The organism is Taibaiella lutea, assembly GCF_008629695.1.
GTDB lineage: Bacteria > Bacteroidota > Bacteroidia > Chitinophagales > Chitinophagaceae > Taibaiella > Taibaiella lutea.
In genome coordinates, this window is record NZ_VWSH01000002.1 from 381,994 (window position 1) to 408,545 (window position 26,552).

Below are 26,552 nucleotides of genomic sequence, written 5' to 3' on the forward strand. Positions count from 1 at the left end.
ATAGCAGGAGTAGTCCCGGTTGCGGGGGGGCAAAATTAAAAACTCAGATAAATAGGATCTGTTTTTATGACATTGCTTTTATGCTCCTTGTCATCTTTAATATAAACATTGTATGTCAAGGTATCTTTTCCCATTGCAAGATGAAATGAATCAGGCAATATCCTGGCGAAATATTCACGACCCAGATTGATAAAAATGCTTCCTTGCAGACTGCCGTTATCAGGGCGCATATTGGCGGAAACATATGGGAAAGGATATGTAAAAGTAGAATCGCCGGCAGTTGTGTCACGGGAATCTTTAATATAAATTCTGTTTTTTAATTCCTGTTGATCCGTTCCCAAATCCCCGTCGCCATCGTTAAATTCCAGAATAATACGGACATATGCAGCTGTATCTGAAAAATTCACCGTATCGGGTTTAATTCCTTTATAGTAAATTTGTGGTTCAGGCGGGAAATAGTTATATGGTTTTTTTTGACAGGCAGTAATTATTATCACTGAAACAAGCAAAAGAAATAATATCCTTTTCATCTTTTTATTTTTCTTTAATTCCTATTTATAAATTTGCTTAGAGCTTTACAGGTATAATAAAACGTACTACAAGAGCAGACAAGTATATTCCAATCAAATTTAGTAAATGTATATCAATATTGAACAGTTAAAGGAAAAGGATTCCTGGCTTGCCGAAGTAAATGATAGAAATTTTGAAGAACATGCTATCGCAATGTTTCATTTTCAGTATGTTAATTGTATTATTTACAGGGAATTTGTAGATGCGTTGCGCATTAACCCATTCGATGTAAACTTTCTTCACCGCATTCCCTTCCTGCCTATTTCTTTCTTCAAAACTCATGAAGTGATGAATGGCTTCTTTAAGCCTCAGGTTACCTTCGAAAGCAGCGGTACAACGGGCATGCAGAGCAGCAAACACTATTTAAAAGATACAAGGCTTTATGAGCAAAGCTTTATGCTTGCGTTTGAACAGTTTTACGGCGAGCCGGATGATTATGTTTTTCTTTGTTTACTGCCGTCATATCTGGAACGGGGAAACTCTTCATTGGTTTTTATGGCAGATGCATTGATTAAAAAAAGCAGGCACAAGGAAAGTGGTTTTTACCTGGACGAGTGGGCGCAACTGGCTGGAACGTTACAGGCGTTGAGGATTTCGGGAAGGAAAGCAATGTTGCTGGGCGTAACATTCGCCTTGCTTGATTTTGCGGAAAAATATCCGATGGATTTAGAAGGCATTGTCGTAATGGAAACCGGTGGAATGAAGGGGAGGAGAGAAGAATGGACGAGAGAGCAGGTACATGCTTTTTTAAAGCAGCAATGGAGCCTGAAAGAAGTACATTCCGAATATGGCATGACGGAATTATTGTCGCAGGCATATTCTATAAGAGGCGGCCTTTTTAAGCCTTCCAATACAATGCGCGTATTTGTAAGAGATGAGAATGATCCTCTGGATATTAAATTGACAGGTACAGGATGCCTGAATGTTATTGATCTTGCCAATCTACATTCCTGTTCTTTTATTGCAACAGACGACATTGCAAGACTTTACATAGATAACAGCTTTGAAGTTATGGGTCGTCTTGACCATTCTGCTTTAAGAGGCTGCAGCCTCATGGTAGTGTAATGCCTTTATTTAAGAGCAACATAGCCTGGCATTGCCTGCCGCTTTATTCATAAGTTTTATTCCAGCCCCAGGGTTCTGTCTTTTTACCTACGTTGAAGAACTTATTTAACTGAAAACTTAATCCTAATTCATTGTAAGCACCCGCAGAACCATAATACGAACGGGCATACCTTACTACCATTTTATTAAGGTTGATGCCTGCACCAAAAGAAAAACCTGCCGTTCCGGTTGCATCTTTAACACCTAATTCTCCTCTGCGCAGATGATTGTAAGCTGCCGAAACAGTAATGCGTTTACCCAAAATCAATTCTGCTCCAAAATTCAGGTGTCTGAAAATCCTGTCAATAGTATGGCTTCCTTCCGCTGTATCTGAACTTGAGCTGATAATGGTTGTAACGACCTTATCGGCAGGATTATTGTAGTAAACATCCCATTGATATAAGTGGTGTGCCGTAACATATAACCTCAGCGGAACATTCTTTAATCGTTTCGATATACCCAGTTGCAAATCGAAAGGTAACGGTTCCATATCATTTTCAGGATTATACTGCTTTAACTGGATGCCCATGTTTTTTGCAACTACTCCTATATTCCAGCCATTGGCAGTGTCTTCGTAGCTGATACCTACATCAGCCAATACAGCCATGCTGCTTCGGTCAGATAAGAAAGAATGTGCCCACTTTACAGTTGCACCATAACGCCAGCGGTTTAAGTACTTTCTGGAGGCAGAGAAATTCAGTGAATAATCTGCTGCATATATCCTGCCCAAATCATTGCCCTGCGCATCCGTATTCGTCATGTTTCCATAATTCAGATATTGAATACCGACACCGAAATCCGTGTTTAACGGCTCTACATGATAGCCATACTGAAGATTGGCAATACCGATGCCTGCGTAATAAATATTATAATTAACCGCAAGCTGGTTGTGCATGGAAGGCCTTAGCAAAGCGGGATTCTGCAAAGTGAAAGAAACATCATTATCCTGGCTTGCAGGCACATAGCCACCCAAAGCCGTTACATGCGGACTATTGCTCATGCGCAGATATTCAAAAGCATTCTGTCCTCCTGTTACTTGTGCACCGGCCTGAAAAGCAGCTGATGCCAGTAATATTCCTCCTAATAATCGGAAAATTCTACTCATGGTCCTAAAACGAAATTACGTCTCTAATATTGTATAAATTTAGGAGATTACTCCGTATGTTTATTAAAAAACCTATAAGGTTTTGGACCTTACAGGTTTTTAATAGATCTATATCCTTTCGGGAAAATTATTTACCCTGAGTCATTTCCTGCATAATGCCGTGGCTCACACCCGTAAAAGAGAAACCTCCGTCGTGGAAAAGGTTCTGCATTGTAACCATTTTGGTCAGATCACTGAACATTGCAATGCAATAATTTGCGCAATCTTCTGCAGTGGCATTACCTAACGGCGACATTTTTTCGGCATAGCTGTAAAAACCGTCAAAACCCGTAACGCCCGAACCTGCTGTTGTCGGAACCGGAGATTGGGAAATAGTATTCACCCTTACTTTTTTATCAAAACCATATTGATATCCGAAGCTGCGTGCAATGCTTTCCATGAGCGCTTTGGCATCAGCCATATCATTATAACCCGGGAAGGTACGTTGTGCAGCTATATAACTCAAAGCTAATACAGAAGCCCATTCGTTCAGCGCATCCAGTTTCTTTGCAGTTTGCAATACTTTATGGAAGGACAGAGCAGAAATATCTAAAGTCTTTTGGAAATTGTCATAATTGGTAGCATCATAAGCAAAACCCTTACGCATGTTGGGAGACATGCCGATGGAATGCAATACAAAATCCATTTTACCACCAAAATGTTCGGTAGCTTGGTTAAACAGACTTTCCAAATCTGCAACGGATGTGGCATCAGCGCCAATTACAGGAGCATTATTGCAAAGGGCAGATAATTCTTTAATAGTACCCATACGCAATGCAACCGGAGCATTTGACAATACGATTTCAGCGCCTTCTTCTACTGCACGAAGTGCTACTTTCCATGCGATAGAACGCTCATCCAATGCACCAAATATAATTCCTTTTTTACCTTTTAAAAGTTGATTAGCCATAGTAATTGTTATGTAATTTATGGCGGTAAAGGTAATGAAATTTAGATGTAACGGAAAAAAATGCTCATCAGAAGTGGCTGAGGCTTTGTACGCAAAGGCAATACACTTTTATCCTAAACGGAATCCAATAGCCAACCGGAAATTCAGAGGTGGCCCGGGGGCATAAACCCAATCAGTATCATTGTATTTTGAACCGAAGTTGATATATTTTCTATTGGTAAGATTATATACATTGAAATTCAAATACCATTGCCTGTATGCGTAACTCAATCCGGCTTCCAGTAAGGTATAGCCGGGCAGGTAAGAATTTTCAGAGTACGAACTGCTGAATTTATCTTTATACTGCAGTCCCGCTGAAAATGACAAACCCTTTAATGCCTTATCTGTAAACTTATATTTAATAAACAAATTAGCAATATTGTGCACAGGCGAATTGAAGGTATAAAGGCCTATTTCTGCTAGATTATTGCTTTTTGTAACACGGGAATCCGTGTAGGCGTAGTTGGCAAGAATGCTGATGCTTTTACTTATCTGTCCAATTATATCCAGTTCTATGCCTTTAGTAACCGACTGACCTGTAGCTTTCTGAAAATCGGGATAATCAGGATCGATGGCCAGTGCATTATTACGCACGGTGCGATATACAGTAAGGTTAATACAAAATTTTCTTTCAAACCAAAAAGATTTCAAACCTATCTCTTTGTTATTGCCTGTAAGCGGCTCAAATTGCCTGCCGGCAAAGTTTCTGCCGATTTGCGGCACGAATGCTTCGTCCGTTAACGCATATAATGATAGATTGCTGTTGATTAAATAAGTAAGCCCCAGTCTTGGTGTGATTTTTTTATCAGTTTGTGTCAGTGATTTATCAGAAGAGGACGGTGTACGACAAATGGTATAACGCATAGCCAGCGTAAGAATCACTTTGTTGTAAATTTTCAGATGGTCTTGTAAATACAATGCTTCATAGTGGCTGGAAGCAATATTTTCGTATATCGTAGCCTCAAAATGATTTAGCGCTTGGGTTGGTATGTGATAAGCCGGGTCTGGATAATAAAGGTTATGCTTGTTGTCCGTTTTTACAAAAAATGAATCTCTTGCAAACCTTTTACCAAAATCTAACCCTATGAGGATATTGTGTTGCAAATGCCTGCCGGTATTATATTCACCTTGCAAAAAAACAATCGCATTGTAAAGCTTATTGTCATATTTGTCTTTGTAAGTATAACGGTAAATTGTATCATCCGAAACTATATTGTTATGGTGGATCTCATCCAGCTTCATTCCATTGGCATGCCATTTTCCAAAAACAACACCGGCATGTGTATTCAGGCTCCAGTGTTTACTAAATTTATGATATAGGTTCAATTTAAAATAATGGTCATGGCTGCTGACGCCCGATGCATTCGGATCGGAAATAAGGATGTCATTCGGCACAACGAAGAGTTTGCCGTTAACACTTGGCAAATATCTTACATCATCAAGGCTTTTGCCTTCCATGAAGTTATATTCAAATACAAGGTTGGTGCTTTGTTTGATGTCATATTGAAATGCGCCCGCTATAAAATATTTGTTGAAATATCCGTAACGATAGTGACGCCTCTGACGCTGCACGCCTGCATTGAACCTGTAAGTGAATGCCCTCCTTTTTTTAATTTCACCTCCCAAATCAATTGAAGTCCGCAGCATATTCCAGCTGCCATAGCCTGCTTCAACACGCAGCGTTTTTTCATGAACCGGTTGTTTTGTAATGATATTTATGATCCCTCCCGGGTTGGCATTGCTGATCATGAAGCCTGCTGGGCCTTTTATAAATTCCACCCTGTCAATCATAGCAGCATCGGGATTCATGTTGTAATAATACCCCGAACCAACGCCATTGCGCAAAATGCTGTTCTGGGTTGTTGAACCGCGTATCATTGTATAAATATCCTGGCCCGCATTATTGCCGGGCAATACACCTGCTGCAGTTCTGAGAATGTCATCAGTGGTATTGACTCCGATGTCTCTTATCGTTCTGGCATTTATAACTGTAATATTTTGAGGAACCTCTATCAATGGGCTTCCTATACGCAAAGAGCCGGAGGGCTTTTCCGTGACATACTTTGTATGCGAACCATTAATCATTATCTCTGATAAATATTGCGAATCAATGCCAGGAATAACAATGTTTGTCTCTGCGATATTATTTGTAGTAACAGATATTGTTTCAGTTTTAATTAACTGCTCATCTGTGGATATATTAATAGTATAATCTCCGGATTTCAGGTTCAGAATTTCAAAACGACCTTTAGCATCTGTTAATGTACTTGAAGAATTTTCCGGTAACGTAATCCGTAAATTACAGACCGGCTTTCCATCCTGTAGCATGACATATCCGTTTATGCAGCCTGTTTGGGAATAGCAAGGAGTTAAACCAGATATAAACAACGTTAATGTCAGAATAAACTGGTATATAGTTTTTATTTGAGCATAAATATGTTTCATATTGACATTTTGAATGAAACCTTTCATCACTGCAGATCACTGCATTTTGCAACGGATGTAAACCTTAATTGGCATTAGATTAAGATGTAGGGGAGTAACTATTTGTCAGGGCCAATAAACAGGTCGTATTGGAGTAATAAACTTGTCTTAAAAATACGAAATAATACTTAATGCAATATTGAGAATGAGAATATTTAGTAATTGTACTAATCAAGTACAAATGCATATATTGTTTTTATGCAAGGAATTGTAAGGTACAACAAGTCTCATCACCGTTTATCGTTTCAAAAGTTATATTGACTCCTATTTTCCTGCTTAATTCGTCAATTATCAATAATCCCAGTCCATTTGTCAATAATTCTGAAGTATGTGCCCGTTGCAGCGCTTCCAGATAGTTTTGCTGAGTAAATAAAGCACCTTGATTTATTATTTTAAGACAAGGTTTAGTACAGGCCGATTGTTCGTATTGAACAACAATAGAGCCTTTTTCAGGTGATGCTTTGATGGCATTGTGCAAAATATTGCGCATGATAGTCATCAGAAAATTGACATCCGTTTCCAGGATTGCATCCGGAGCCATCCGGATATCGATGGTTAATTGCTTATCGCGGATGATGTTCTCCAATAAACTTATGCTTTGATTGCACAAACTGTAAATATTTACCGGTTCCTTTACTACATTAAGTAAAAGCATCTGGGTTTTGCTCCATATAAGCAGATCCTCCATATTGTCTAATAAGCCGGAAGCGGCTGTTTGTATTTGCTTTTCAAGCTTGGCCTTTTCATCAGTTCCGATTAATGTGTTTTGAGATTGCTGAAGCTTAAGAAATTGGTATATCTGGCTTATCGGCGACCGGAAATCATGGCTTATAATGGCGAACAGCTTAGCTTTTGTTTGGTTAGCTTCCTTAAGTTGCTCATTCAAATGTTGCAAGACGGCATTCTGCTTGTCCAGTTCAAGTGCGGTTTTTCTTTTGTTCTTATAAAAAATAATCAGCAAAACAGACAAGCATAAAAGTGCTGCCGCCACTGTAAACAACCAAAGCCGTTGCTTCCGGACATTTTGTATAATCAGGCTTTTGATATATACGTTGTCCTGCGTTATTTTACGTTGATATTCAGATTCTATATCTGTTATTATTTTCTTTTCGTTGACAACAAGCAGGCTGTCTGTATAAAGCATATACTTTTTATAATAGAAAATTACCGAATCCTGATTGTCGAGTTTTTCATGGCAATCAGCAATGGAGATGGTGTAATTTATCAGCTGATTCAAAGTAAACATTTTAGCTGTGCCTGCTATATTCATGAATGTAAATAAAGCACTGTCATACTTTTGATCGCGTAGCAACAAGTCTCCCTTTAACCATTGTAAATAACCACTGATGACAGGATTTATGAGGCTGCTGTCATACTTGATTGCATCGTTAAAGTATTTCCAGCTGCTATCGGTTTTATAGTTGTTTTTTGAAAGAAAGAAATGAACATCACTTATAAGAATATTGCTTTGAATAATAAGGTCGTTAAAATTATGTCCTGTTTTTTTTGCCAGATTGATCAGGCTATCCCGAAATGTAACAGCATTGTGTATATTATTTTTGGCTTTTATGGAATGAATATATATAACCCCGTGGTAGTATTTGGCAAGCAGGTAACTGTTGCTGCCCATCCATTCTCTTGCCAGAAGTAAGTATCGTAATCCTTTTTCTATATTGCCATGTTCAACATAACGTGTTGTGTTCAAATATATGGAGCTTTGCCATAAATAAGGATCGGAAAGTCGAAGGTAACACAGCGCCATATGGAGAGAGTCTTTATGGCTTACAGTGCGATTCAAAAGATGTGCTTTCAGAAGGTTTAATTCCTGGGAAGAAACATATACGCTCATCTGATACCTTCTGTTTTTGAAGTAGAATTCAGCCAAACCATCAAGAATCAACGCCTGTGTTGAAATATCCAATGTCTTTCTGTTGATATTACTTACAATGTCAAACAGTTTTTGTCTTTCGGTTGCATACGCTTCAGATTGGGAATATACTTTCAGCAACCAGACTGCCTGTTCAACCCGAAGTTCTTTATTATTTATTTTCAGGCTTAAATCATAAGCAGCTTTTGTATAATAAACTGCTGAATCAAAATGAAAGGAATATTTGTAACTCTTGCCGATATAGCCATACAAATACGATTTTTTGTAGTAATCGTTTTCAGAGGTTGATCCCAGCATCTCAAAAGAAATAGCCCTTGCTGCATCATTCTTTTCATATTGTAACAAGGAATCGATTTTTTTAAGGTTTTCATCATTCAATGATGTTACATTTTTTGAATGATCTTCCTGTAAGTTGCAGGAAAACAGAAGGCCGAGAAAGAAGCATAAACCGTATAAATGGCGTCTCATAATTTTAATTTCGAGATGTCAGTACGGTAAGTTTTGCCGATAGGCAATTCAAAATTCTCTCCAATGATTCTGTCTTTCTTTAGTATTTTTATCTGGCTGCTTAACATAGCATAGCTACGGTGAATGCGGATGAAACCAAAATGAGCATTTTTATTTAAAAAAGCAGAAAGAGTGCTGTTGGCCAGATAATTTTTATTAACAGTTACAATTTTAGTGTAATCCTGCATAGCCTGCAGGTATAAGACTTGCTGCACCGGCAATTTGATTTTGTTAAACCCATCCTTAAATACAATGGTTTCTTTTTCTGATTGTTCTACTTGTAAACTGGCCAGCATACTCATTTTATGATACCCCATTATATGCCTGTAAGTAAGTGCAAAACGTTCTTCGGATATTGGTTTAAGTAGATAATCCAACGCAGAAGTTTCAAAGCCTTCCAAAGCAAATTCGGAATGAGAGGTGACGAAAATAATGATTGGCTTTTCATTTTTCATCCTTTTGGCAAATTCAATGAATAAGCCATCAGGCATTTCTATATCCGCGAAAATAATATCAGGTTCCTGATGTTTAATGAAAGTTTGAGCCTCAATAATGCTGCCCGCTGTAGCAGCATGCTGCAAGAGAGGATATTTGGATAGAAGGTCAAGTAAAGATAATTCATCCAACCTGTTATCTTCTATAATTATATATTTGAGTGGTCTCATGGCTTGTTCCGGTTAATAAAAGCCATTCAAATATACATAAATTTTGTAGTATTTAAGACTGAAAAATGGATTATTTTATTATTTTATGATTAATTGGATGATTGGGATATATGTATCTATTGATAATTACAGGGAAACTAAAGCTCTTCAACGTTTACTAATTTGTGCTTTATAGCGTAAACTGCCATACCCACAATGTTTTTCACATCCATTCTGGCCATTATTTTCTGACGATGGTAATCCACCGTTTTCTCACAGACATAAATAATTTTACCAATTTCTTTTGCTGTTTTTTGCATGCAGCAAAGTTTTATAATTTCAATTTCACGCGATGAGTAGCCTTTATATTGTAACTCATTCGCCATTTTTGGGGATGCATTCATGCAATATTCCAGAATAATTTGTGAGGCGGGTTGCATGTAATACTCCTTGCCTTGTTTAATACAACAAATAGCTGTCTTGAAGTCATTTAAATCACAGTGTACTGATATTAAACCATTTACACCGGCCTTAAATTGACCGATAAGCCGTTCCTTGTTCTGAAATCTGGAAAAACCAATGATGGATGCTTTCATGTTCATCCTTCTTATATCCACTATCTGCATTTCTGCATTGTTTTGTGTATCGTCCAGGTCCATTACCACATAGTGTGATGTGTGTAAACCATTTCCGTTTTCTATTGCTTTTATGTTTGTTGCTTCCCCCACTATTTCACAATTGCCCATAGATTGTATCATATTTTTCACTCCATTTCTGAAAATAGTGCTGCTGCCAATGGTTAAAAACTGTTCCATAATCTTTCGTTCTTATTGAATCAATATCGGATTAGATATAATTGATGCGCCACCCGGTACTTAATCTTAGCCCCAATATTCGATGTAATTATGGATGTAAGATTCCCGAATGTGGTTAATTGAAACAAATAAAATCGATGAATGGCATTTTAAAAACTATGAACGGAGGTTATATAATCATTATTTTTATTTTTTGTTAATGTTGATTAACCATATATCTTATGCTATGTTAACGATAAAGTAAAGTATTAAGTGTTACAAAGAGTATTCAGTTCTAAGATCCGGGGCGGTATTTTTTGAAGCAAAAAGATTTATAGCATTTTCTGTAAGTTTATTTTACAATTAATGAAAAAATGATAAAATAAAGGTTGAATGATCTCTGAATGTTGTTTTCATAAACTGGCGTTTTGACTGTTTTTTTATTTTCTATTCTGATATTTTAAACTATGAAATGAAGTTTCGGTCTTAATAAAACATATTTCAATAACGCTTAAACATTAATTACATGAAAACAAAAGCCTTTTCTTCTGCAATGCTTTGCAGTGCTTTCTTAACAATGACTACACTCGTTGTTAATGCACAGCAGAAATCTGTTTCCACCACCGAGCCGCAAATTTCAGTTTCAAAGAATACCTCAGTTCCTCCTGTTAATAGTACTGTTTCCGCGCCATCTATATTGCCGGGTCGTACACAAAACCCTCAGCCTGCGCAACAAGCCATTTTATCGGATGCAGAAATAAGAAAAACGGCAGCAATAAATAAGAAAAAAGCTATTGAAATTGAAAGAAGCGCAGTAAAAGATAACCGCCAGGGAATGATCACATTAAATTTCGGCGCAGTTAAACAGGGGGAAAGCATTACTACATTCTTTCCGTTTAATATTAAAACATTGGAAAAAGAAGCAACAATACAAACACCTGTATTAGGACCGGGCTCATTTATCAGGTATTTCAATTATAACAATCCGAGCGGAATATCGGATGTAAGGTTAGCTTTTGGGAAAGTAAAACCATTAAACCTGACAGAAACAGGTGGTACAAAAGGAAATGGATTTAATATCACTTATTCGCCAACCACCCAGTCAGGTGCTGTTGATGAAACGATTATGGTTTATACTACAATGGGAAATTTACAATATAGATTAATAGGCTATGTATATGGAGCGGATGCAGAAATAACTGTTAGGAAGTAAATAATCTTAATTCAGTTTATCAGAATAGAAAGCCTGATCAATGCTTAATAGGAATGGATCAGGCTTTTTATTTAAGAAAAGTCTTTTACGCTACACTTAAATTCATTTTCTGATATTAATTTAAAATCCCTACCTTTGCACCCTCAAAATCTAATTTTAAGTTTTAATAATTCTAAACTGTCATGGCAGATTTACGCTTACAGCGCAATTTCGGTATCGCCGCGCACATTGATGCGGGTAAAACCACTACCACAGAACGTATTCTGTACTACACTGGTGTAAACCACAAAATAGGTGAAGTACACGAAGGTGCAGCTACAATGGACTGGATGGCTCAGGAACAAGAGCGTGGTATCACCATTACTTCTGCAGCTACTACTTGTTTCTGGAATTTCCCTACCGTTCAAGGTAAAGCGCTTCCTGATTCTAAAAAATACAAATTCAATATCATCGATACTCCGGGTCACGTGGATTTCACTATCGAGGTTGAACGTTCTATGCGTGTATTGGATGGTCTTGTTGCTTTGTTCTCTGCGGTTGATGGTGTTGAACCTCAATCTGAAACTGTATGGCGTCAGGCTAACCGTTATAAAGTACCGCGTGTAGGTTTCGTTAACAAAATGGACCGTATCGGTGCAGACTTCTTAATGGTTGTTCAGCAGGTACGCGATATGCTTGGAGCTAAAGCAGTTCCATTGCAATTGCCAATCGGTGCTGAAGATAATTTCAAAGGTGTTGTTGATTTGATCACAATGAAATCTCTTGTATGGGATGACGCGACTCAAGGCATGACATATGTTGAAGGTGAAATTCCTGCTGATATGATGGAAGAAGCACAACAATATCGTGCTGAATTGGTAGAAGCAGTTGCTGAGTATGATGATTTATTGATGGAGAAATTCTTCGAAGATCCAAACTCCATTTCTGAAGAAGAAATTCACGAAGCAGTACGTAAAGCTACGCTTGACTTAAGTATCATTCCTATGCTTTGCGGTTCTTCTTACAAAAATAAAGGCGTTCAAAAGATGTTGGATTGCGTAATCCGTTACCTGCCTTCTCCTTTGGATGTTGACGCTATCACTGGTACTGATCCGGATGATAATGAAAAAGTATTGGTACGTAAACCGGATGCAAAAGAACCATTCGCTGCATTGGCGTTTAAAATCATGACCGATCCTTTCGTAGGTCGTCTGGCGTTCTTCCGCGTATATTCAGGTGGATTGGATGCAGGTTCTTACGTATTGAACGTACGTTCCGGTAAAAACGAACGTATCTCCCGTATCATGCAGATGCATGCTAACAAGCAAAACCCTATCGACCGTATTGAAGCGGGTGATATCGGTGCGGCTGTTGGTTTTAAAGATATCAAAACAGGTGATACCCTTTGCGATGAGAAAAATCCTATCGTATTGGAAAACATGTTCATTCCTGATTCCGTAATCTCTATCGCTGTTGAGCCTAAAACTCAGGCTGATGTTGAGAAAATGGGTATGGCTATCGCTAAATTGGTTGAGGAAGATCCTACATTGCGCGTTAAAACAGATGACGAAACAGGTCAGACTGTATTGAGCGGTATGGGTGAGCTTCACCTGGAAATCATCGTTGACCGTATGCGTCGCGAGTTTAAAGTAGAAGTAAACCAGGGTGCGCCTCAGGTTGCTTACAAAGAAGCATTGACTTTGAAAATAGAACACCGTGAAGTTTACAAGAAACAATCAGGTGGTCGTGGTAAGTTCGCAGATATTCAATTTGAGATCGGACCTGCTGACGAAGAATTCTTAGCGCTTGATAAAGGCCGTTTCCAATTCATCAACGATATCTTTGGTGGTTCTATTCCAAAAGAATTTGTACCTGCTATCCAAAAAGGTTTTGAAACCTCTATGGCTAACGGTGTATTGGCCGGTTTCCCATTAGAAAACATGAGAGTTCGTGTATTTGATGGTTCTTTCCACCAGGTCGATTCAGATTCTATGTCATTCGAGCTTTGTGCTAAACAAGCTTACCGTGAAGCTGGTCGTAAAGCAAAACCAATCATTCTTGAGCCAATCATGAAAGTGGAAGTTTTGACTCCGGATCAATACATGGGTGATGTTACAGGTGACTTGAACCGTCGTCGTGCCATGTTGGAAGGTATGGATACACGTAACAACTTACAGGTAATCAAAGCAAAAGTTCCGTTGAGCGAAATGTTTGGTTATGTAACGCAATTACGTTCTCTTTCTTCCGGTCGTGCATCTTCAACAATGGAGTTCAGCCACTACGCTCAGGCTCCTAAGAACATTGAAGAAGAAGTAGTAACAAAAGCAAAAGGCAAAAAAGCTGCTGAGAACGCATAATTTTCAGATAGCTGATTTATAGAAAAGCCGTTTCCGAAAAGGAAACGGCTTTTTGTTTATTTACGTATTATCATTTTATCGTGAAATAAGATTCCATTTTCATCTGCTATCTGAATAATGTACATGCCTGAAAGGAGTTTACTGATATCCAGCGGTTTTTTAGATTGAAAAGTTGTTTTTAATAAAACCTTTCCGGATAAATCCAGAATAGATATAATGTACTTTGAATTTTTTACTCCTGAATAATCAATTGTAATTTCTTCATTAGCAGGATTTGGATAAATATGGAAATATTGGTCACCTGATTCTCCCAACTCACTTACAGCAGTAATATGGTTACAGTCAGTTAGATCTGACAAAGGAGTAGTATTGTTATTCTTGAAACAAACTATATAATGCAATCCTGTTGAAGTCACCCATTGACTGGTTATTATTGGCCCCCAATATGTTCCAATTCCTTCAATAAACTCATAATAGCCATCAAAACCTGATATTGGGTTCATGTGAAAGCGCTTGTGCCATGTATTATTTATTTCCGTGGAATCTATTGAAAGAACAACATGTTTACTAAACATTTGTGAAGAAGGTACAGAGCCATCTGTAATCGGTAATGTCAATGTATCATTGACTTGCAGATCATAATCGAAATATAAAAACTCATTTGTGGTATCATTAAAATAAGTAGCAATTGAGTAATATCTCTTATAAGCTCTGAGAAAGACTTTATTTCCTTCTTCTCTGATTGAAAAATTAGAGTTATTCCCTATTTGAAGGTAATTGTATGTGTGGCCATTGGTATTTACAATTGTGTCCTTGTATTTGAAATTAATATAATCATAGTAGTCCGGCTCCAAGCCCCCGTCTACAAATCTACGGGTAATCCACAGGTTTGATGTATCTGTTATATGTATCTTTTGTCCTGAGGCACAAAGAGAACAGAGCAAGCATATAGGGAAAGCTAAAGTAAACAGGGCGTTTTTCATAGTATAGGTATTTAATCAATACGAATTTAATAGAAAACATGTAAATATCATAGAAAATCATAAGTATATTTCTTGCCTGTACAGGATTTATATAAAACAATACCAACGATTTGAATAATTGCCATGTCTTTTACTATATGTTTATGTAGGTATGTTTATTTACATTTAACTTGTGTAAGAACTGCAATGACGTAATAATACATTATTGCAGTTCTAAGCCAAATTATTAATCAGATAACGTCACGCTTATGATAAAGAGAGCTTTGTTTACAATACCGTTAATATTATCATTTCAATATTCATTTTCGCAAAATTTAGTTCAGAATGGCGATTTTAATGCCAATGCTGCGAACTGGACTTTCTTTGCTCCTGCAACAGATGCCGAGTGCAGTAACTTTGAAACCACTTATGGTGGTGCAGTTGCAACAAACCATGTTGCTGAAATAGATTATGGTTCTAATATAAGACAAAGCAACATTGCCGTAACACCCGGAAATACTTATGTTATTTCCCTTCGTCATTCCAGAAGAAATATTGCATCCAATCCCAATAATATCAACCTGAAAATTTATAATGGTGCGACCACATTTCTTACTCAGGATATTGTTTCAGCCAACGCAGCCTGGCTTTGGCAATGTAAAACATTCACTTTTGTACCTACTACTGCCAGTATAGATTTGGACATTACGAACGTAACACCCGGTAATACGGCCACATTGGGTACTATTATTGACGATGTTACTATTACGCCCCAACAACAAATCATTACTTCCAGTGGCGCAGTTTGCCCGGGAGGAAGTATTACGCTTACGGCGCCTGTATCTACACCCGGAGCTGCTTATACAAATTATTCATGGACAGGCCCCAATGGTTTTGCAGCAGCAGGCAATACAGCTACAATCACTAATGTACAAGCCGGGCAAACAGGAACTTACACCTGCACCATGAATGTAAATGGATGCGCCAGTGTAAGTGGCACATTCGATGTGCAGTTATTGCCGAAGCCCGATGTTACTTTAACAAGTACGGACACCATTAATATTTGCCCGGGTGGGAGCGCTGATATCTCATTGGCCAACCCTAATGCCAATAATGCTTATCAATGGTTTAAAGATGATGTAATAATTGCAGGAGCTACAAATTCTATGTACACAGTAACCGCTTCCGGCAATTATAAAGTTGTTGTGACAAGTGCTGCGGGATGTACTGACACTTCTCAGACAGTACATGCTACTTTTAATTCGTTGAATATTGATTTTACCATTACAGTCAATAAAGCCTGTACCAGTGATACTGTTGTATTTCATAACTTGAGCGATAGCGGGCAATATTTTTGGAATTTCGGAGACATGACACCCGAAAGCAATGCAACTGATCCGACTCACATATACCAAAGCCAGAATATCTATGTTGTAAGATTAAAAGTCATTTCTCACGAAGGCTGTTTGGATTCCGTAATTAAAACAGTGGACGTAACGCACCCTTTGAATGCTGTCTTTACGCAAAGCGCCGATACAATCTGTTTGAGTGCAGGAATGCCGGTAACATTTACAGATGCATCGGTTGGCAACATAAGCAACTGGAACTGGAATTTTGGAGAAGGGGTTTCCTCAACAGCACAAAACCCAACGTATATATTTACGCAGGCAGGAAGCCACACCATACGATTGGTTGTAAAAGAAGATAACCTGCCTTGTTATGATACTGCTTACAGTACGGTTCAGGTAGATGCAGTACCTTTTTTCAACATTACACAGGATAAACATGTCATCTGTGCAGGGGAAGCTGTGAATTTTGATGCTGATTATGATGTAAATACTATCAGGAGCCTTGCATGGGATTTTGGGGACGGCACTCAGTGGAACCAATTCGGCGCATCCACACACCATTATGAAAATCCGGGCATTTACTGGATTACGGCTGATGCCGACTTCGGTGCCTGCGGCATAAGCCATGCTACAGACTCTATTGTAGTAAATGCGTATCCTTTTGTGAATCTTGGTCCGGACAGTGTGCTTTGCCTTGACGGCCCTGCTCTTACTGTGTCAGATTTAAATAATGCTTCGGATCCTTCTATAACTTGGTATTGGAACACAGGAGCTACAGCACCTTCTATAAACATTGCTCATCCCGGAACATATTCGCTTACAGCAACGAAGAATGGATGCGCTACGACTGAAACTATTGAAGTTAATAAAGATTGCTATACCGATGTTCCGAACGTATTTACGCCAAATGGTGACGGTGTAAATGATTACTTTTATCCAAGGCAACTGTTAAGCAAAGGTATTGTAGGATTCAGCATGACCATTTTCAACAGATGGGGACAAAAAGTATTTGAATCCAACACAACAAATGGCCGTGGATGGGACGGTAAGTTTAACAGCAAAGACCAGCCGGTGGGCGTTTATATTTATCAGATAAGTGCCACTTTGAAAAATGGACGTAATGAGAATTATACCGGAAACGTAACATTGATGCGATAGGTTTTTAAATCATGATTAAAATAAAGCGACTTTCTTATCACATAGAAGCCGCTTCGTTTTTAAAAATTAAACCATCGTGATTTCATAATGAAAAGTTATTAGATGGCTCTAACCTAAACTTTTCCACTTAATTTAAATCTATAATACGCAACTTTGCAGCCGAAAAACTGTTAAGCATTTGTAGGGTAATAGAATAGCCCGTCATTTATTTTTAAATTTAAAAGAAGAATATGAAAAAGCTCCTTTCTTTATTATTAGTCGCAACAACATTTATTTCCTTTCAATCTCAGGCACAGGACGCAAAAGCAAAAGTCGTATTAGATAAGCTGAGCTCCAAAGTAAAGTCAATGACGTCTTTAAAAGCAAACTTCGTATTTACCATGAATGATGCAAAAGGTGCTTCAAAAGGCAATAAAAGCGGTACCTTTCTGATGCAGGGCAATAAATTCAGGGTGAATATGACGGGACAGCAGATTATTTGCGATGGCCGCACACTTTGGACATACCTGGTTTCTGATAAAGAAGTACAGGTTTCAAATTATGACGCCAACTCTCAGAGCATTTCTCCTGCAAAATTATTTTCGGGCTCTTATACCAAAGATTATAAATATACCTATGGAGGTGCAAAGACCGTTGCAGGTAAATCTGTTGACGTAATTGAACTTACTCCTGTAAACGGAAAATCTTTTAAGAAAATACTTTTATACGTAGATCAAAAGACTTCTATGGTGAATGGCGGTATCATGTATGATAAAAGTGGCAGCTCTTACGGCTATACTATTTCAGGTGTAACGCCGAATGCAAAAGTTGCAGCAACTGATTTTACTTTTGATGCAAAGAAAAATCCGGGTGTTGAAGTAATTGATTTGAGATAATTAAAAATGTTTTAATGAAAATGCGGCTTCTGATTGGAAGCCGCATTTTTTTATTGTTAGAATCCTTGGCAGGACACGCTATTACACAATCACTCTTTCCACCCAATTTTCTCCAAAGCTGTAAGGCAGATAAGCCAGTGAAGAAACAGGCTTTGTAATAATCAGGCTTGCTTTTTTACCAATAGCAATTGTACCCATTTCATGTTCCATTTCCATTGCCGCCGCTCCGTTAATTGTTTGAGCATTAATAGCCTCTTCAGGTGTCATTCTCAATTGTGTACAAGCCAGAGACAACAGGAAATTCATATTTCCGGAAGGGCAGGAGCCGGGATTGTAATCGGTGGCCAACGCTACAGGCAATCCGGCATCTATTAATAAACGCGCCGGCTGATAATGCATATTCAGAAAAAAGGCTGCACCGGGCAATAAAGTTGGAATAGTATTGCTGCCACGCAATGCTTCAATTTCCTCCTCACCCATACTTTCCAGATGATCAACGCTGATAGCATTATATTTTACGCCAACCTGCACACCGCCTGAACGGTGCAATTGATTTGCATGGATTTTTGGTTTTAAATTATATTTCAGGCCCGCTTCCAATAATCTTGCAGTTTCATCTACAGAGAAAAAGCCTTGTTCGCAAAACGCATCCATATAATCTGCCAGCCCTTCATCGGCAACCCTTGGCAGCATTTCATTGATAATAAGGTTAATATACCCTTCATGATTTTCCTTATACTCCGGAGGAAAGGCATGTGCAGCTAAAAAACTTGCTTTTACGGGAATAATGTTTTGCTCTTTCATCTTTCGTATGACACGCAACATCTTCAATTCACCTTCGAGGCATAAGCCATATCCGCTTTTGATTTCAATAGCACCGGTGCCTTGTGCCACTACAGCATGCAATCTTTCAAGCGAATCATCATAAAGTTTTGACTCGTCCGTTTCATTCAATTTTCCAGCCGAATTTAATATGCCACCGCCTCTTGCTGCAATCTCTGCATAAGTAAGTCCGTTTATCCTGTCCACAAACTCCTGTTCGCGCGGAGCTGCAAACACCAGATGGGTATGGGAATCACACCAGGAAGGTAAAACCAGTTTTCCCGTAGCATCCATAACTTCATCAGCACGTATTTCAGGAATATCTTTCATGCTCCCGAAATCTTTTATAATTCCGTTTTCTGCCAGCAGCCAGGCATTATTGATACCCGGTAAATGAGCCATTTCCTTTCCATAAACCCTCGATTTACGTTCCGATCCTTCCTCTGTTTGGAGAAGGGTTTTAATATTTTTAATAAGGATGTGCATAAATATTTAATAATTTGGAGATTTTTGGCACACTTTTTGCAAAGTAAATAAAGATAACCGACAAATAACTTTTAATTACCTCATTTTCAATTTAATCATTAAATAATATGACAATAATTAACCAACTTTGCGCGTTAATTTCGCGTCTATAAGATAACTAAAATCAAAAAAAGCCGGATTTTAATATATTTTTAAAAGAACAATTTATCATTTAGTTTAAATACCATTTCATGCGTTTTCTTAGTTTTTTATTATTGGCTTCGGTTGGGTTCGTATTACCCGTTCAAGCGCAATTATTACCTGTTAACCAACCCGAACAAGATGCCTGCAACGCTTTGCAGCTTTGCGGAAATACCTTTACAACACCCTTTAGCTATCAGGGCAACGGTTTGGAAGCAGATTTAACACAAACTCCCTGCGGTGACGCTTTTAACCCTTGCGGCGAAGATAATGTTGTATGGTTGAAATTAGTTGTTAGTACTGCAGGTTCTATTGTCTTTACTATTACTCCGGTTGATCAGCAGGATGACTATGATTTTGCCATTGTAAATGCAACCGGAATTAATTGTAACAACATTACTACCGCCAATGTGATAAGATGCAATTTTAATAACAACCAGCCTGTATTTAATAATGGCGTTTTGGGTCTGAATACCACCTCAACATTGACATCTGTTCCCGGCGGTACTACAGGAAGTCCCTTCCTTCAACAAATAACTGCTGCTGCAGGTGATGTTTACCTTATTATGATAAATAATTTCGGTGCAGGTGGCGGTCCGAGTTCCGGCTTTACCATCAATTTTGCGGGCTCTACAGCTACCTTTAATGATAACACTCCGCCGCATCTTAACAGCCTTACTTCTGCAACTTCATGTACTTATAAAAACACTGTTACCGTTCATTTGAATACACCGGTTGCCTGTAACTCCATTACAGCAACAGGTTCTGATTTTCAATTGACGCCGGCCGGCACAATAGTAAGTGCTTCGGGCGTAAACTGTAACGGTGCGAATGGCTATACCGAAAATATAGTTTTAAATTTTGCGCCCGCCTTGGCTCCCGCCAATTATACCTTAAAACCTAAGCTCGGAACAGACGGCAATACGTTGCTGAATCTCTGCGGAACTGCAGTACCTGTAACAGATGCCCTGACTTTTTCAGTAAATGCAAATGCTGCTTTTGCGACTGCCGCTTTAAACTGTACCACACTGACACTTACAACCAATGTTCCTGTTCAATGCGGTTCTGTTGCTGCCAATGCATCTGATTTTAATATTACAGGCCCTGGAGGCCCCGTAACAATTACAAATGCGGTAGGCGTCAATTGCAATCCTGCAGGTTTTTCAAATACAATAAACATTACGCTTGCTAATCCTGTTACAACCACAGGCACTTATACCATTCATGCTCAGAACGGCACAGATGGCAATACTTTACTGGATGATTGCAGCACAGGTATTCCTGTAGGCAACTCGGTTACATTTAATGCTGTTGCAAAACCGGTTCTTACATTACCCGCTACCCTTACTACCTGTATTAATGACGGCGTAGTGCTTCCCCTGCAAATCACTAATCCCTCACCGGGAGTTGTTTATACTTATAACTGGACGCCTGCCACAGGATTGAATAACGCTACAATCGCACAGCCATTGGCAGATCCTACAGGCGACCAGAACTATACCGTTACCGTGGGCAGTACCAATACAAGCATGTGTACATCAACTGCAACAGTTGCGGTACACAGCCTGCAAGGCTTTGATATTACGAACAATAATGCCGTAGTATGTGAAGGCGCCACTGTTCAGATAAATGTTACAGGCAGCGATGAATATACTTATACCTGGACACCTACAACAGGTGTGTCAAACCCAAATATTAAAAACCCGGTTATTACGCCGCCATTGGGCTCTACCATATATATGCTGACTGCATCGCATCCAGGTTGTACAGACAGTTCGCAAACCATTACACTTCAGGCCGAGCCTAACCCTGATGGTATTGAGATATTTGCCGATAAGACTTCCGTTTGTAAGTATGATACAGTAGCATTACATGCCATAGCAAGCCCTTCTACTTTTAATTTTACATATACCTGGGCGCCCGCTGCCGACATGTTATTTAACGGCGGACCCAATAACGCTTATATCGGAAATACGTCCGGAAACATTACAGTTACAGCTTCAACTCCCATTGGTTGCACCGCTTCTGCAAATCTTTTCATAACCGTATTTCCAGGCGATTTTTTACAGGTTAACACAAACGATACCGGCTATTGTGTTACCGGCGAAATACAACTCGAAGCAAGCAATGCCGTTTCTTATAAATGGAGCCCCCCTATGGGTTTGAGCGCAACTGATATTGCCAATCCCGTTGCATCACCTCATACCACAACCAACTATATGGTTATCGGTAAAGATGTTCACGGTTGCAGGGATACGCAGAATGTTGTGGTAGGTGTTTATCCTGCTGCGGCCGTTAATATGCCCGACAGTGTAAGGTTATATCATGGTGAAACATATCATCTGGAGCCAAATACCAACTGTACTTATTTCAGCTGGTTCCCCCCTGCAGGAATTGACGACATACACAGCGGCGATCCGACCTTTAATCCGGAAGTGCGCACCCGTTATTTTGTAACGGCTTCTACAGGACATGGTTGTTCTACTGTTGATTCTATCGATATCCTGATTGAAGAAACCGTTATAGATATGCCTAATGCTTTTGCTCCCGGTACAGGAGGCCCTAATGGTGTTTTCAAACCATCAAAAAGAGGTGTTGCAAAACTTAAATCATTCAATGTTTATAACCGTTGGGGACAAAAAGTATTTGAAAGCTCTAACATTGACAAAGGCTGGGATGGTACTTTCAATGACAAGCCACAACCCATGGGCGTATATGTTTACACAATAGATATTATAACCGATTCAGGAAGCGCCTTTACAAGGCAGGGAAATGTTACGCTGGTAAGATAATAATTGCAAATAGTAAGAAGCCGCCCATCGGGCGGCTTCTTTAGTTTAATCCGGTTATAATTCTCTTTGAATCCCCCATAAAGATTTACTGGCGGTATTTCTGTACCATAAACAACCAAATGCCGCTATAAAGTTCTCCGTCTTGCTTAATAAATAGCCAAACCGATGAACAAAATTATTTTACTATTTACACTCTTACTAAGCTCTTTATTATCAAGAGCACAAACATTTACCTTAACCGATTCAATGCGTCAGGGCGCTTACGGTACTGCCGCATGGGGAGACTATGATGGCGATGGCCGTAAAGACTTTGTGTATATAGCACAAACTATGAATGTGGACAGTCCGGATATATTTCTCGTCTATCATAACACAGCAACCGGTTTCGTCAGACTGCCCCAGGCATTTCCCATGATGTTTACACCCGCCGCTTCCTGGGCCGATCTCGATAATGACGGCAAGGAAGACCTGATAGCTTCCGGCCTTGTGGACAGTAACAAAATTCATATTTACAAAAGCAATGGTGATGGTACTTTTGAGCTTATCAACGATACTTTACCGGGACTTTCCGCCGGAAGCATTGCTGTTGCCGATTATAATAATGACGGTCTGAAAGATATACTGGCAACAGGTTTCAATAATGCCGGTACAGCATCCGCTTATTTGTTTAAAGGCACGGGCGGCTTTCATTTTGACACAGTCCCGGCAACATTACCCGGCATATATTTCAGTGATGTAAAATGGCATGATTACGATCATGATGGCAGGCCCGATATAGCCATGACAGGTATTGGTCTTTTATCCCGCACCTATATCTATCATAATGAAGGAAATGACAGTTTTAGTCTTGCAAGTCCTTATATGAATGGTGGGGCAGGTACCGTTGATTGGCTTGATTATGATGGCGATGGTTGGTTTGATTTATTGACAGCAGGCAATGATAGTTCCGGTGTGCAGAACTTCACAGATATGTATCATAATAACGGCAACGGAACCTTTACGATGGTAACTACAAATTTGCCTGTCTTTGGAGAACCAGTTGCTGCAGATATCGCGGATTTTAATAGCGACGGTAAACCTGATATTTGCCTCAGTGGCGGAAATCCTGATTTTATTGCTACATTTTCTGCTATGGCTTTAGGTTCCGGGACTACCAACTATAATACCACAGCTTTCAAACAAACGGATATTACCAATTGCATTGTAGCTGCTGCCGACTATGATAATGACGGCGATCCGGACGTGCTATTCGGCAATTATATTTATAGAAATGATGGTGTCCCAACAGGTACAAAAGATGTGGCCAATCCGGCATCTGATGTAAGTGTATATCCTAATCCGGCAAAGGAAGATTTATTTATCGAAACACCCGAAAAACACTTGCAGCTCATGCTTACTGATAGAAGCGGCAGAGTATTGCAGCAGCAAAAGCTGCTTCCCGGCAAGAATAAGATACCTCTGCAGCAGCTGGCTGCCGGAACTTATTTATTAATATTCAGCAATGAAAACAAGATAAATGTTCAATCTTTTGTAAAGCAATAAATGTCCGGCACCTTGAGGTGCCGGACATTTATTTTTTGGGTACATCCAGGAACAAAAGCAACTATTTTTTCCTTTCCCTTAAGGCCCTACACTGCCTGTCTTCACCTCGCCTGCCCGCTTGTAATTAGCCATAATCACTCCAGCAGGCGTAACGGAGCTATCTGTTAATTTAAATGCTGCCGGAATAGCATTGTCATTAAACAAATTTTTTCCTTTGCCAAGAATCAAAGGATAGATTTTAAGCCGTAGCTCATCCACCAAATCATGCTTCAGCAACAAATGAATCAGTTCGCTGCTGCCCCAGACCTGAATGTCAGGGCCTGTTGAATTTTTCAGCTCTTTGATGTCTTCAACACTTTGCAGAAAAACGGAGTTTGCCCAGTCCGATTTTTTCATCGTATTTGACAGGACGTATTTTGTACCATCGTTTATGCCCGGCCAGAAATCTGCATGTTCAGGCCAGTAATCAGCCCATATATCAAATGTTTTCCTGCCTAAAAGATAATCCGCAGGTTTTAGCTCTTCTTCAAGAGCCTTGTCATAAGCTTTGTCGCCATACGGAGCGGTCCAGCCGCCATACCCGAAACCTCCCGATGTATCTTCTTCGGGCCCGCCCGGCGCCTGCATCACTCCATCCAGTGAAATCATAGATAAGACAGTTATTTTTCTCATATTGATTTACCCCCTTTTTCTTTTGGTTTAAAACGCGTTATCAGAATTTCTTTTATTCTAATGCAAATTCTGATAAAAAAGTTCACTCCGTTGATTAATGGAACTCTTTGTTTTATAGCAATTAAGCCCTTTTTAGATCCCACTTCAACGAATATTAAATGGAACCCTACGAATATTGATTGAGTCATTGTGTTCGTATCGGCGCGTAATACTTTCGCATCAGGAAGACAAGCCAAAACCTGATTTAACTAATTTATTTTCCTCAATATTTAATTTCTGGCACGGTATTTGTAAGTACATATACTAGTCGGATACTTTGATAACTAATTGATAATTGCTACTGAAAGTAATTTCAATAAGAGGTAATGTATGCGGCAAATAACCAACATGTAATGAATATGAAATGTTTTAATGATTTTTCTTTGCTCCGTTTTAAATATGGGTTGCTGTGTTTGATTTTCATAATCGGATCAGTAACATCCGGTTACGCACAAGTTAAAATAGGCGATAATCCGACGGTTATTAATCCCAACTCGTTACTCGAACTTGAAAGCAATATGAAAGGCTTGCTTTTGCCGAGGCTTAACCTTCTTTCTACCAATAATCCTGCCCCCATGACTGTATTCGTGGAAGGGATGTTTGTTTACAATTTGGCTGTTAACGGCGCCGCAGATACAGCAGTTTCCCCCGGCCTGTATTATTGCGATGGTGTAAAATGGATAAGATTAGGCGGCGGACAGAATAATGCAACTCAGGTACTAAAAACAGAATATACCGCCACTGCCGGTCAGTTGCAATTTCAAACACCCGCAGGCATAACCGATATGAATAAAATTACAGTTTACCGCAACGGCATTATCATCAACAGCATACAGGTAAACGTAAATACGATTGCTACCGAAGTCAGCTGCATTCAGAATGACAACATTAAAATAGTCCAGATTCTTTAATAACCATCTTAACCAATAAATCTTAATCAAATTTTAAAAAAAACAACAAATAGAAAATGAAAACTTCAATGACACAACTGACTAAACAATTATTGCTGGTAGCAATAATGTTATTTTCCGCTCAGGCTTTTGCCCAAAAAGTAACCACTAAAGCTGTGGATAATAAAGGTACCATTGTATGGGTTATCGACTCGACATCTACCTTTATCACGCCGGCCGACACCGCCGGTATGCTTGCCAACTATCTTGAAAATGCATCGAACGGTGTACGTAAAGACGGCGATACCGTTAAACTTGGCGGTACACTGACAGAAGTTACCACTATTACCACAACAGCTACGGAATTCCTGCAAATCATGGGGCTACAAGGTGGTACAACAGCCGACAGCCTTGTTGTAATTGATCCGGCAACAGGTCAATTGAAAAGAATGTCTGTTCAATCATTATTAGGCAACATTACCTACAAAAATGGTATAACCCGTAGCGCTGACAGCGTAAAATTAGGTGGAGCTTTAACAGAACCAACAACCATTACTACCGACGGCACCAACACATTATCCATCCCGGGATTACAGGCAGGTTCAGGTACGGACAGCATTGTAGTAACCGATCCGGCAACAGGTGTTTTGAAAACCGTATCTGCATCCACTTTAATGAATAACCTAGATGTAGCCAACGGCCTTACCAAAACAGGCGATTCCATTAAATTGGGCGGAACGTTGAATCAGGCTACCACTATCGGAACAAACGGCCACAACCTTACCATTGGCGTTGGCGGTGCGGCAGGCGATTCACTGAATATTACAGGTTTGTCTTCAGGTAACCTGGCTACCGACAGTATCGTAGTAGTGAACGGTGCTACAGGTAAAGTGGCAAGAGTTTCTGCAAGTACTTTGTTGCAAAGCGGTGAATCTGTATTCAATGCTGCAGGCGGTGCTTCTGAAATGTATGCAGTACCTGGTTTGCCTGAGAACGTTACAAAAGTATGGGTATTCAGAAATGGCGTTAAACTACTGACAACTACAGATTATACTGTAACAGGCGGAAATGTTACCGTTGCAATACCGGGTGTTAGCCTTGTTGCAGGTGATGTTATCGAAGTTCAGTGGGTTAAATAAAACAATATGACTA

General features: G+C 39.3%; 19 protein-coding genes. 9 read left to right on the forward strand and 10 right to left on the reverse strand.

From position 1 onward, the window contains the following. Positions 1-35: 35 nt before the first annotated feature. On the reverse strand, positions 36-530 hold the full coding sequence (locus F0919_RS08760) for a hypothetical protein (RefSeq protein ID WP_150032373.1): 495 nt from the start codon (positions 528-530) through the stop codon (positions 36-38). 106 nt (positions 531-636) lie between these two features. Here F0919_RS08760 and F0919_RS08765 point away from each other — a divergent pair, with 106 nt between their 5' ends. Then, positions 637-1,635, forward strand: a complete 999-nt coding sequence (locus F0919_RS08765; RefSeq protein ID WP_150032374.1) for an acyl transferase — start codon at positions 637-639, stop codon at positions 1,633-1,635. Positions 1,636-1,678: 43 nt separating this feature from the next. Here F0919_RS08765 and porQ read toward each other — a convergent pair whose 3' ends face one another. The 6 genes from porQ to F0919_RS08795 all read right to left on the reverse strand — a co-directional run bounded on the left by porQ (position 1,679) and on the right by F0919_RS08795 (position 10,105). Further along, a complete protein-coding gene (porQ, locus tag F0919_RS08770; RefSeq protein ID WP_150032375.1) occupies positions 1,679-2,779 on the reverse strand; it encodes a type IX secretion system protein PorQ in 1,101 nt (366 codons plus the stop codon). A 127-nt stretch (positions 2,780-2,906) separates the two neighbouring features. Then, complete coding sequence (locus F0919_RS08775; protein ID WP_150032376.1) at positions 2,907-3,728, reverse strand: enoyl-ACP reductase FabI; 822 nt, start codon at positions 3,726-3,728, stop codon at positions 2,907-2,909. A gap of 108 nt (positions 3,729-3,836) precedes the next feature. After that, a complete protein-coding gene (locus tag F0919_RS08780; protein WP_317132540.1) occupies positions 3,837-6,239 on the reverse strand; it encodes a TonB-dependent receptor in 2,403 nt (800 codons plus the stop codon). A 208-nt stretch (positions 6,240-6,447) separates the two neighbouring features. Continuing rightward, complete coding sequence (locus tag F0919_RS08785) at positions 6,448-8,607, reverse strand: sensor histidine kinase (protein WP_150032378.1); 2,160 nt, start codon at positions 8,605-8,607, stop codon at positions 6,448-6,450. Then, positions 8,604-9,311, reverse strand: a complete 708-nt coding sequence (locus tag F0919_RS08790; protein ID WP_150032379.1) for a LytR/AlgR family response regulator transcription factor — start codon at positions 9,309-9,311, stop codon at positions 8,604-8,606. Before F0919_RS08790 ends, F0919_RS08785 begins: the two co-directional genes overlap by 4 nt. Before the next feature lie 137 nt (positions 9,312-9,448). After that, complete coding sequence (locus F0919_RS08795; protein ID WP_150032380.1) at positions 9,449-10,105, reverse strand: response regulator transcription factor; 657 nt, start codon at positions 10,103-10,105, stop codon at positions 9,449-9,451. 505 nt (positions 10,106-10,610) lie between these two features. Between F0919_RS08795 and F0919_RS08800 the strand changes: the two genes are divergently transcribed. Next, positions 10,611-11,297: a hypothetical protein gene (locus F0919_RS08800; protein ID WP_150032381.1), complete on the forward strand. Its 687-nt coding sequence runs from the start codon at positions 10,611-10,613 to the stop codon at positions 11,295-11,297. A gap of 182 nt (positions 11,298-11,479) precedes the next feature. Then, positions 11,480-13,633 carry an elongation factor G gene (gene fusA, locus F0919_RS08805; RefSeq protein WP_150032382.1) on the forward strand — a complete coding sequence of 718 codons (2,154 nt, stop codon included), beginning with the start codon at positions 11,480-11,482 and terminating at the stop codon, positions 13,631-13,633. 56 nt (positions 13,634-13,689) lie between these two features. Here fusA and F0919_RS08810 read toward each other — a convergent pair whose 3' ends face one another. Beyond that, on the reverse strand, positions 13,690-14,616 hold the full coding sequence (locus F0919_RS08810; protein WP_150032383.1) for a T9SS type A sorting domain-containing protein: 927 nt from the start codon (positions 14,614-14,616) through the stop codon (positions 13,690-13,692). A gap of 248 nt (positions 14,617-14,864) precedes the next feature. Here F0919_RS08810 and F0919_RS08815 point away from each other — a divergent pair, with 248 nt between their 5' ends. Then, positions 14,865-17,102 carry a PKD domain-containing protein gene (locus tag F0919_RS08815; RefSeq protein WP_150032384.1) on the forward strand — a complete coding sequence of 746 codons (2,238 nt, stop codon included), beginning with the start codon at positions 14,865-14,867 and terminating at the stop codon, positions 17,100-17,102. Between the two features lie 230 nt (positions 17,103-17,332). After that, positions 17,333-17,977, forward strand: coding sequence for a LolA family protein (locus F0919_RS08820; protein ID WP_150032385.1), 645 nt, complete (start codon positions 17,333-17,335; stop codon positions 17,975-17,977). An 81-nt stretch (positions 17,978-18,058) separates the two neighbouring features. On the opposite strand, the gene hutI is transcribed toward F0919_RS08820, so the two are convergent. Further along, positions 18,059-19,285, reverse strand: a complete 1,227-nt coding sequence (hutI, locus tag F0919_RS08825; protein WP_150032386.1) for an imidazolonepropionase — start codon at positions 19,283-19,285, stop codon at positions 18,059-18,061. A gap of 230 nt (positions 19,286-19,515) precedes the next feature. On the opposite strand from hutI, the gene F0919_RS08830 reads away from it, so the two are divergent. Both F0919_RS08830 and F0919_RS08835 read left to right on the forward strand, forming a co-directional pair. After that, on the forward strand, positions 19,516-22,257 hold the full coding sequence (locus F0919_RS08830) for a T9SS type B sorting domain-containing protein (RefSeq protein WP_150032387.1): 2,742 nt from the start codon (positions 19,516-19,518) through the stop codon (positions 22,255-22,257). Between the two features lie 165 nt (positions 22,258-22,422). Further along, complete coding sequence (locus F0919_RS08835; protein WP_150032388.1) at positions 22,423-23,799, forward strand: T9SS type A sorting domain-containing protein; 1,377 nt, start codon at positions 22,423-22,425, stop codon at positions 23,797-23,799. A gap of 78 nt (positions 23,800-23,877) precedes the next feature. Here the strand turns inward: F0919_RS08835 and F0919_RS08840 are convergent, their stop codons facing one another. After that, complete coding sequence (locus F0919_RS08840; protein WP_150032389.1) at positions 23,878-24,471, reverse strand: dihydrofolate reductase family protein; 594 nt, start codon at positions 24,469-24,471, stop codon at positions 23,878-23,880. Positions 24,472-24,923: 452 nt separating this feature from the next. Between F0919_RS08840 and F0919_RS08845 the strand changes: the two genes are divergently transcribed. After that, positions 24,924-25,421, forward strand: a complete 498-nt coding sequence (locus tag F0919_RS08845; protein WP_150032390.1) for a hypothetical protein — start codon at positions 24,924-24,926, stop codon at positions 25,419-25,421. Between the two features lie 56 nt (positions 25,422-25,477). Further along, positions 25,478-26,539, forward strand: coding sequence for a hypothetical protein (locus F0919_RS08850; protein WP_150032391.1), 1,062 nt, complete (start codon positions 25,478-25,480; stop codon positions 26,537-26,539). Positions 26,540-26,552 lie beyond the last annotated feature (13 nt).

Bases quoted from the DNA above. Each gene is read 5' to 3' on its own strand.
- F0919_RS08800 (WP_150032381.1), top strand. From the start codon at position 10,611: ATGAAAACAAAAGCCTTTTCTTCTGCAATGCTTTGCAGTGCTTTCTTA.
- F0919_RS08815 (WP_150032384.1), top strand. From the start codon at position 14,865: ATGATAAAGAGAGCTTTGTTTACAATACCGTTAATATTATCATTTCAA.
- F0919_RS08795 (WP_150032380.1), bottom strand. From the start codon at position 10,105: ATGGAACAGTTTTTAACCATTGGCAGCAGCACTATTTTCAGAAATGGA.
- F0919_RS08780 (WP_317132540.1), bottom strand. From the start codon at position 6,239: ATGAAAGGTTTCATTCAAAATGTCAATATGAAACATATTTATGCTCAA.
- F0919_RS08840 (WP_150032389.1), bottom strand. From the start codon at position 24,471: ATGAGAAAAATAACTGTCTTATCTATGATTTCACTGGATGGAGTGATG.
- F0919_RS08835 (WP_150032388.1), top strand. From the start codon at position 22,423: ATGAACAAAATTATTTTACTATTTACACTCTTACTAAGCTCTTTATTA.
- F0919_RS08850 (WP_150032391.1), top strand. From the start codon at position 25,478: ATGAAAACTTCAATGACACAACTGACTAAACAATTATTGCTGGTAGCA.
- F0919_RS08830 (WP_150032387.1), top strand. From the start codon at position 19,516: ATGCGTTTTCTTAGTTTTTTATTATTGGCTTCGGTTGGGTTCGTATTA.
- F0919_RS08760 (WP_150032373.1), bottom strand. From the start codon at position 530: ATGAAAAGGATATTATTTCTTTTGCTTGTTTCAGTGATAATAATTACT.
- hutI (WP_150032386.1), bottom strand. From the start codon at position 19,285: ATGCACATCCTTATTAAAAATATTAAAACCCTTCTCCAAACAGAGGAA.
- F0919_RS08785 (WP_150032378.1), bottom strand. From the start codon at position 8,607: ATGAGACGCCATTTATACGGTTTATGCTTCTTTCTCGGCCTTCTGTTT.
- F0919_RS08765 (WP_150032374.1), top strand. From the start codon at position 637: ATGTATATCAATATTGAACAGTTAAAGGAAAAGGATTCCTGGCTTGCC.
- F0919_RS08790 (WP_150032379.1), bottom strand. From the start codon at position 9,311: ATGAGACCACTCAAATATATAATTATAGAAGATAACAGGTTGGATGAA.
- F0919_RS08775 (WP_150032376.1), bottom strand. From the start codon at position 3,728: ATGGCTAATCAACTTTTAAAAGGTAAAAAAGGAATTATATTTGGTGCA.
- F0919_RS08820 (WP_150032385.1), top strand. From the start codon at position 17,333: ATGAAAAAGCTCCTTTCTTTATTATTAGTCGCAACAACATTTATTTCC.
- porQ (WP_150032375.1), bottom strand. From the start codon at position 2,779: ATGAGTAGAATTTTCCGATTATTAGGAGGAATATTACTGGCATCAGCT.
- F0919_RS08810 (WP_150032383.1), bottom strand. From the start codon at position 14,616: ATGAAAAACGCCCTGTTTACTTTAGCTTTCCCTATATGCTTGCTCTGT.
- fusA (WP_150032382.1), top strand. From the start codon at position 11,480: ATGGCAGATTTACGCTTACAGCGCAATTTCGGTATCGCCGCGCACATT.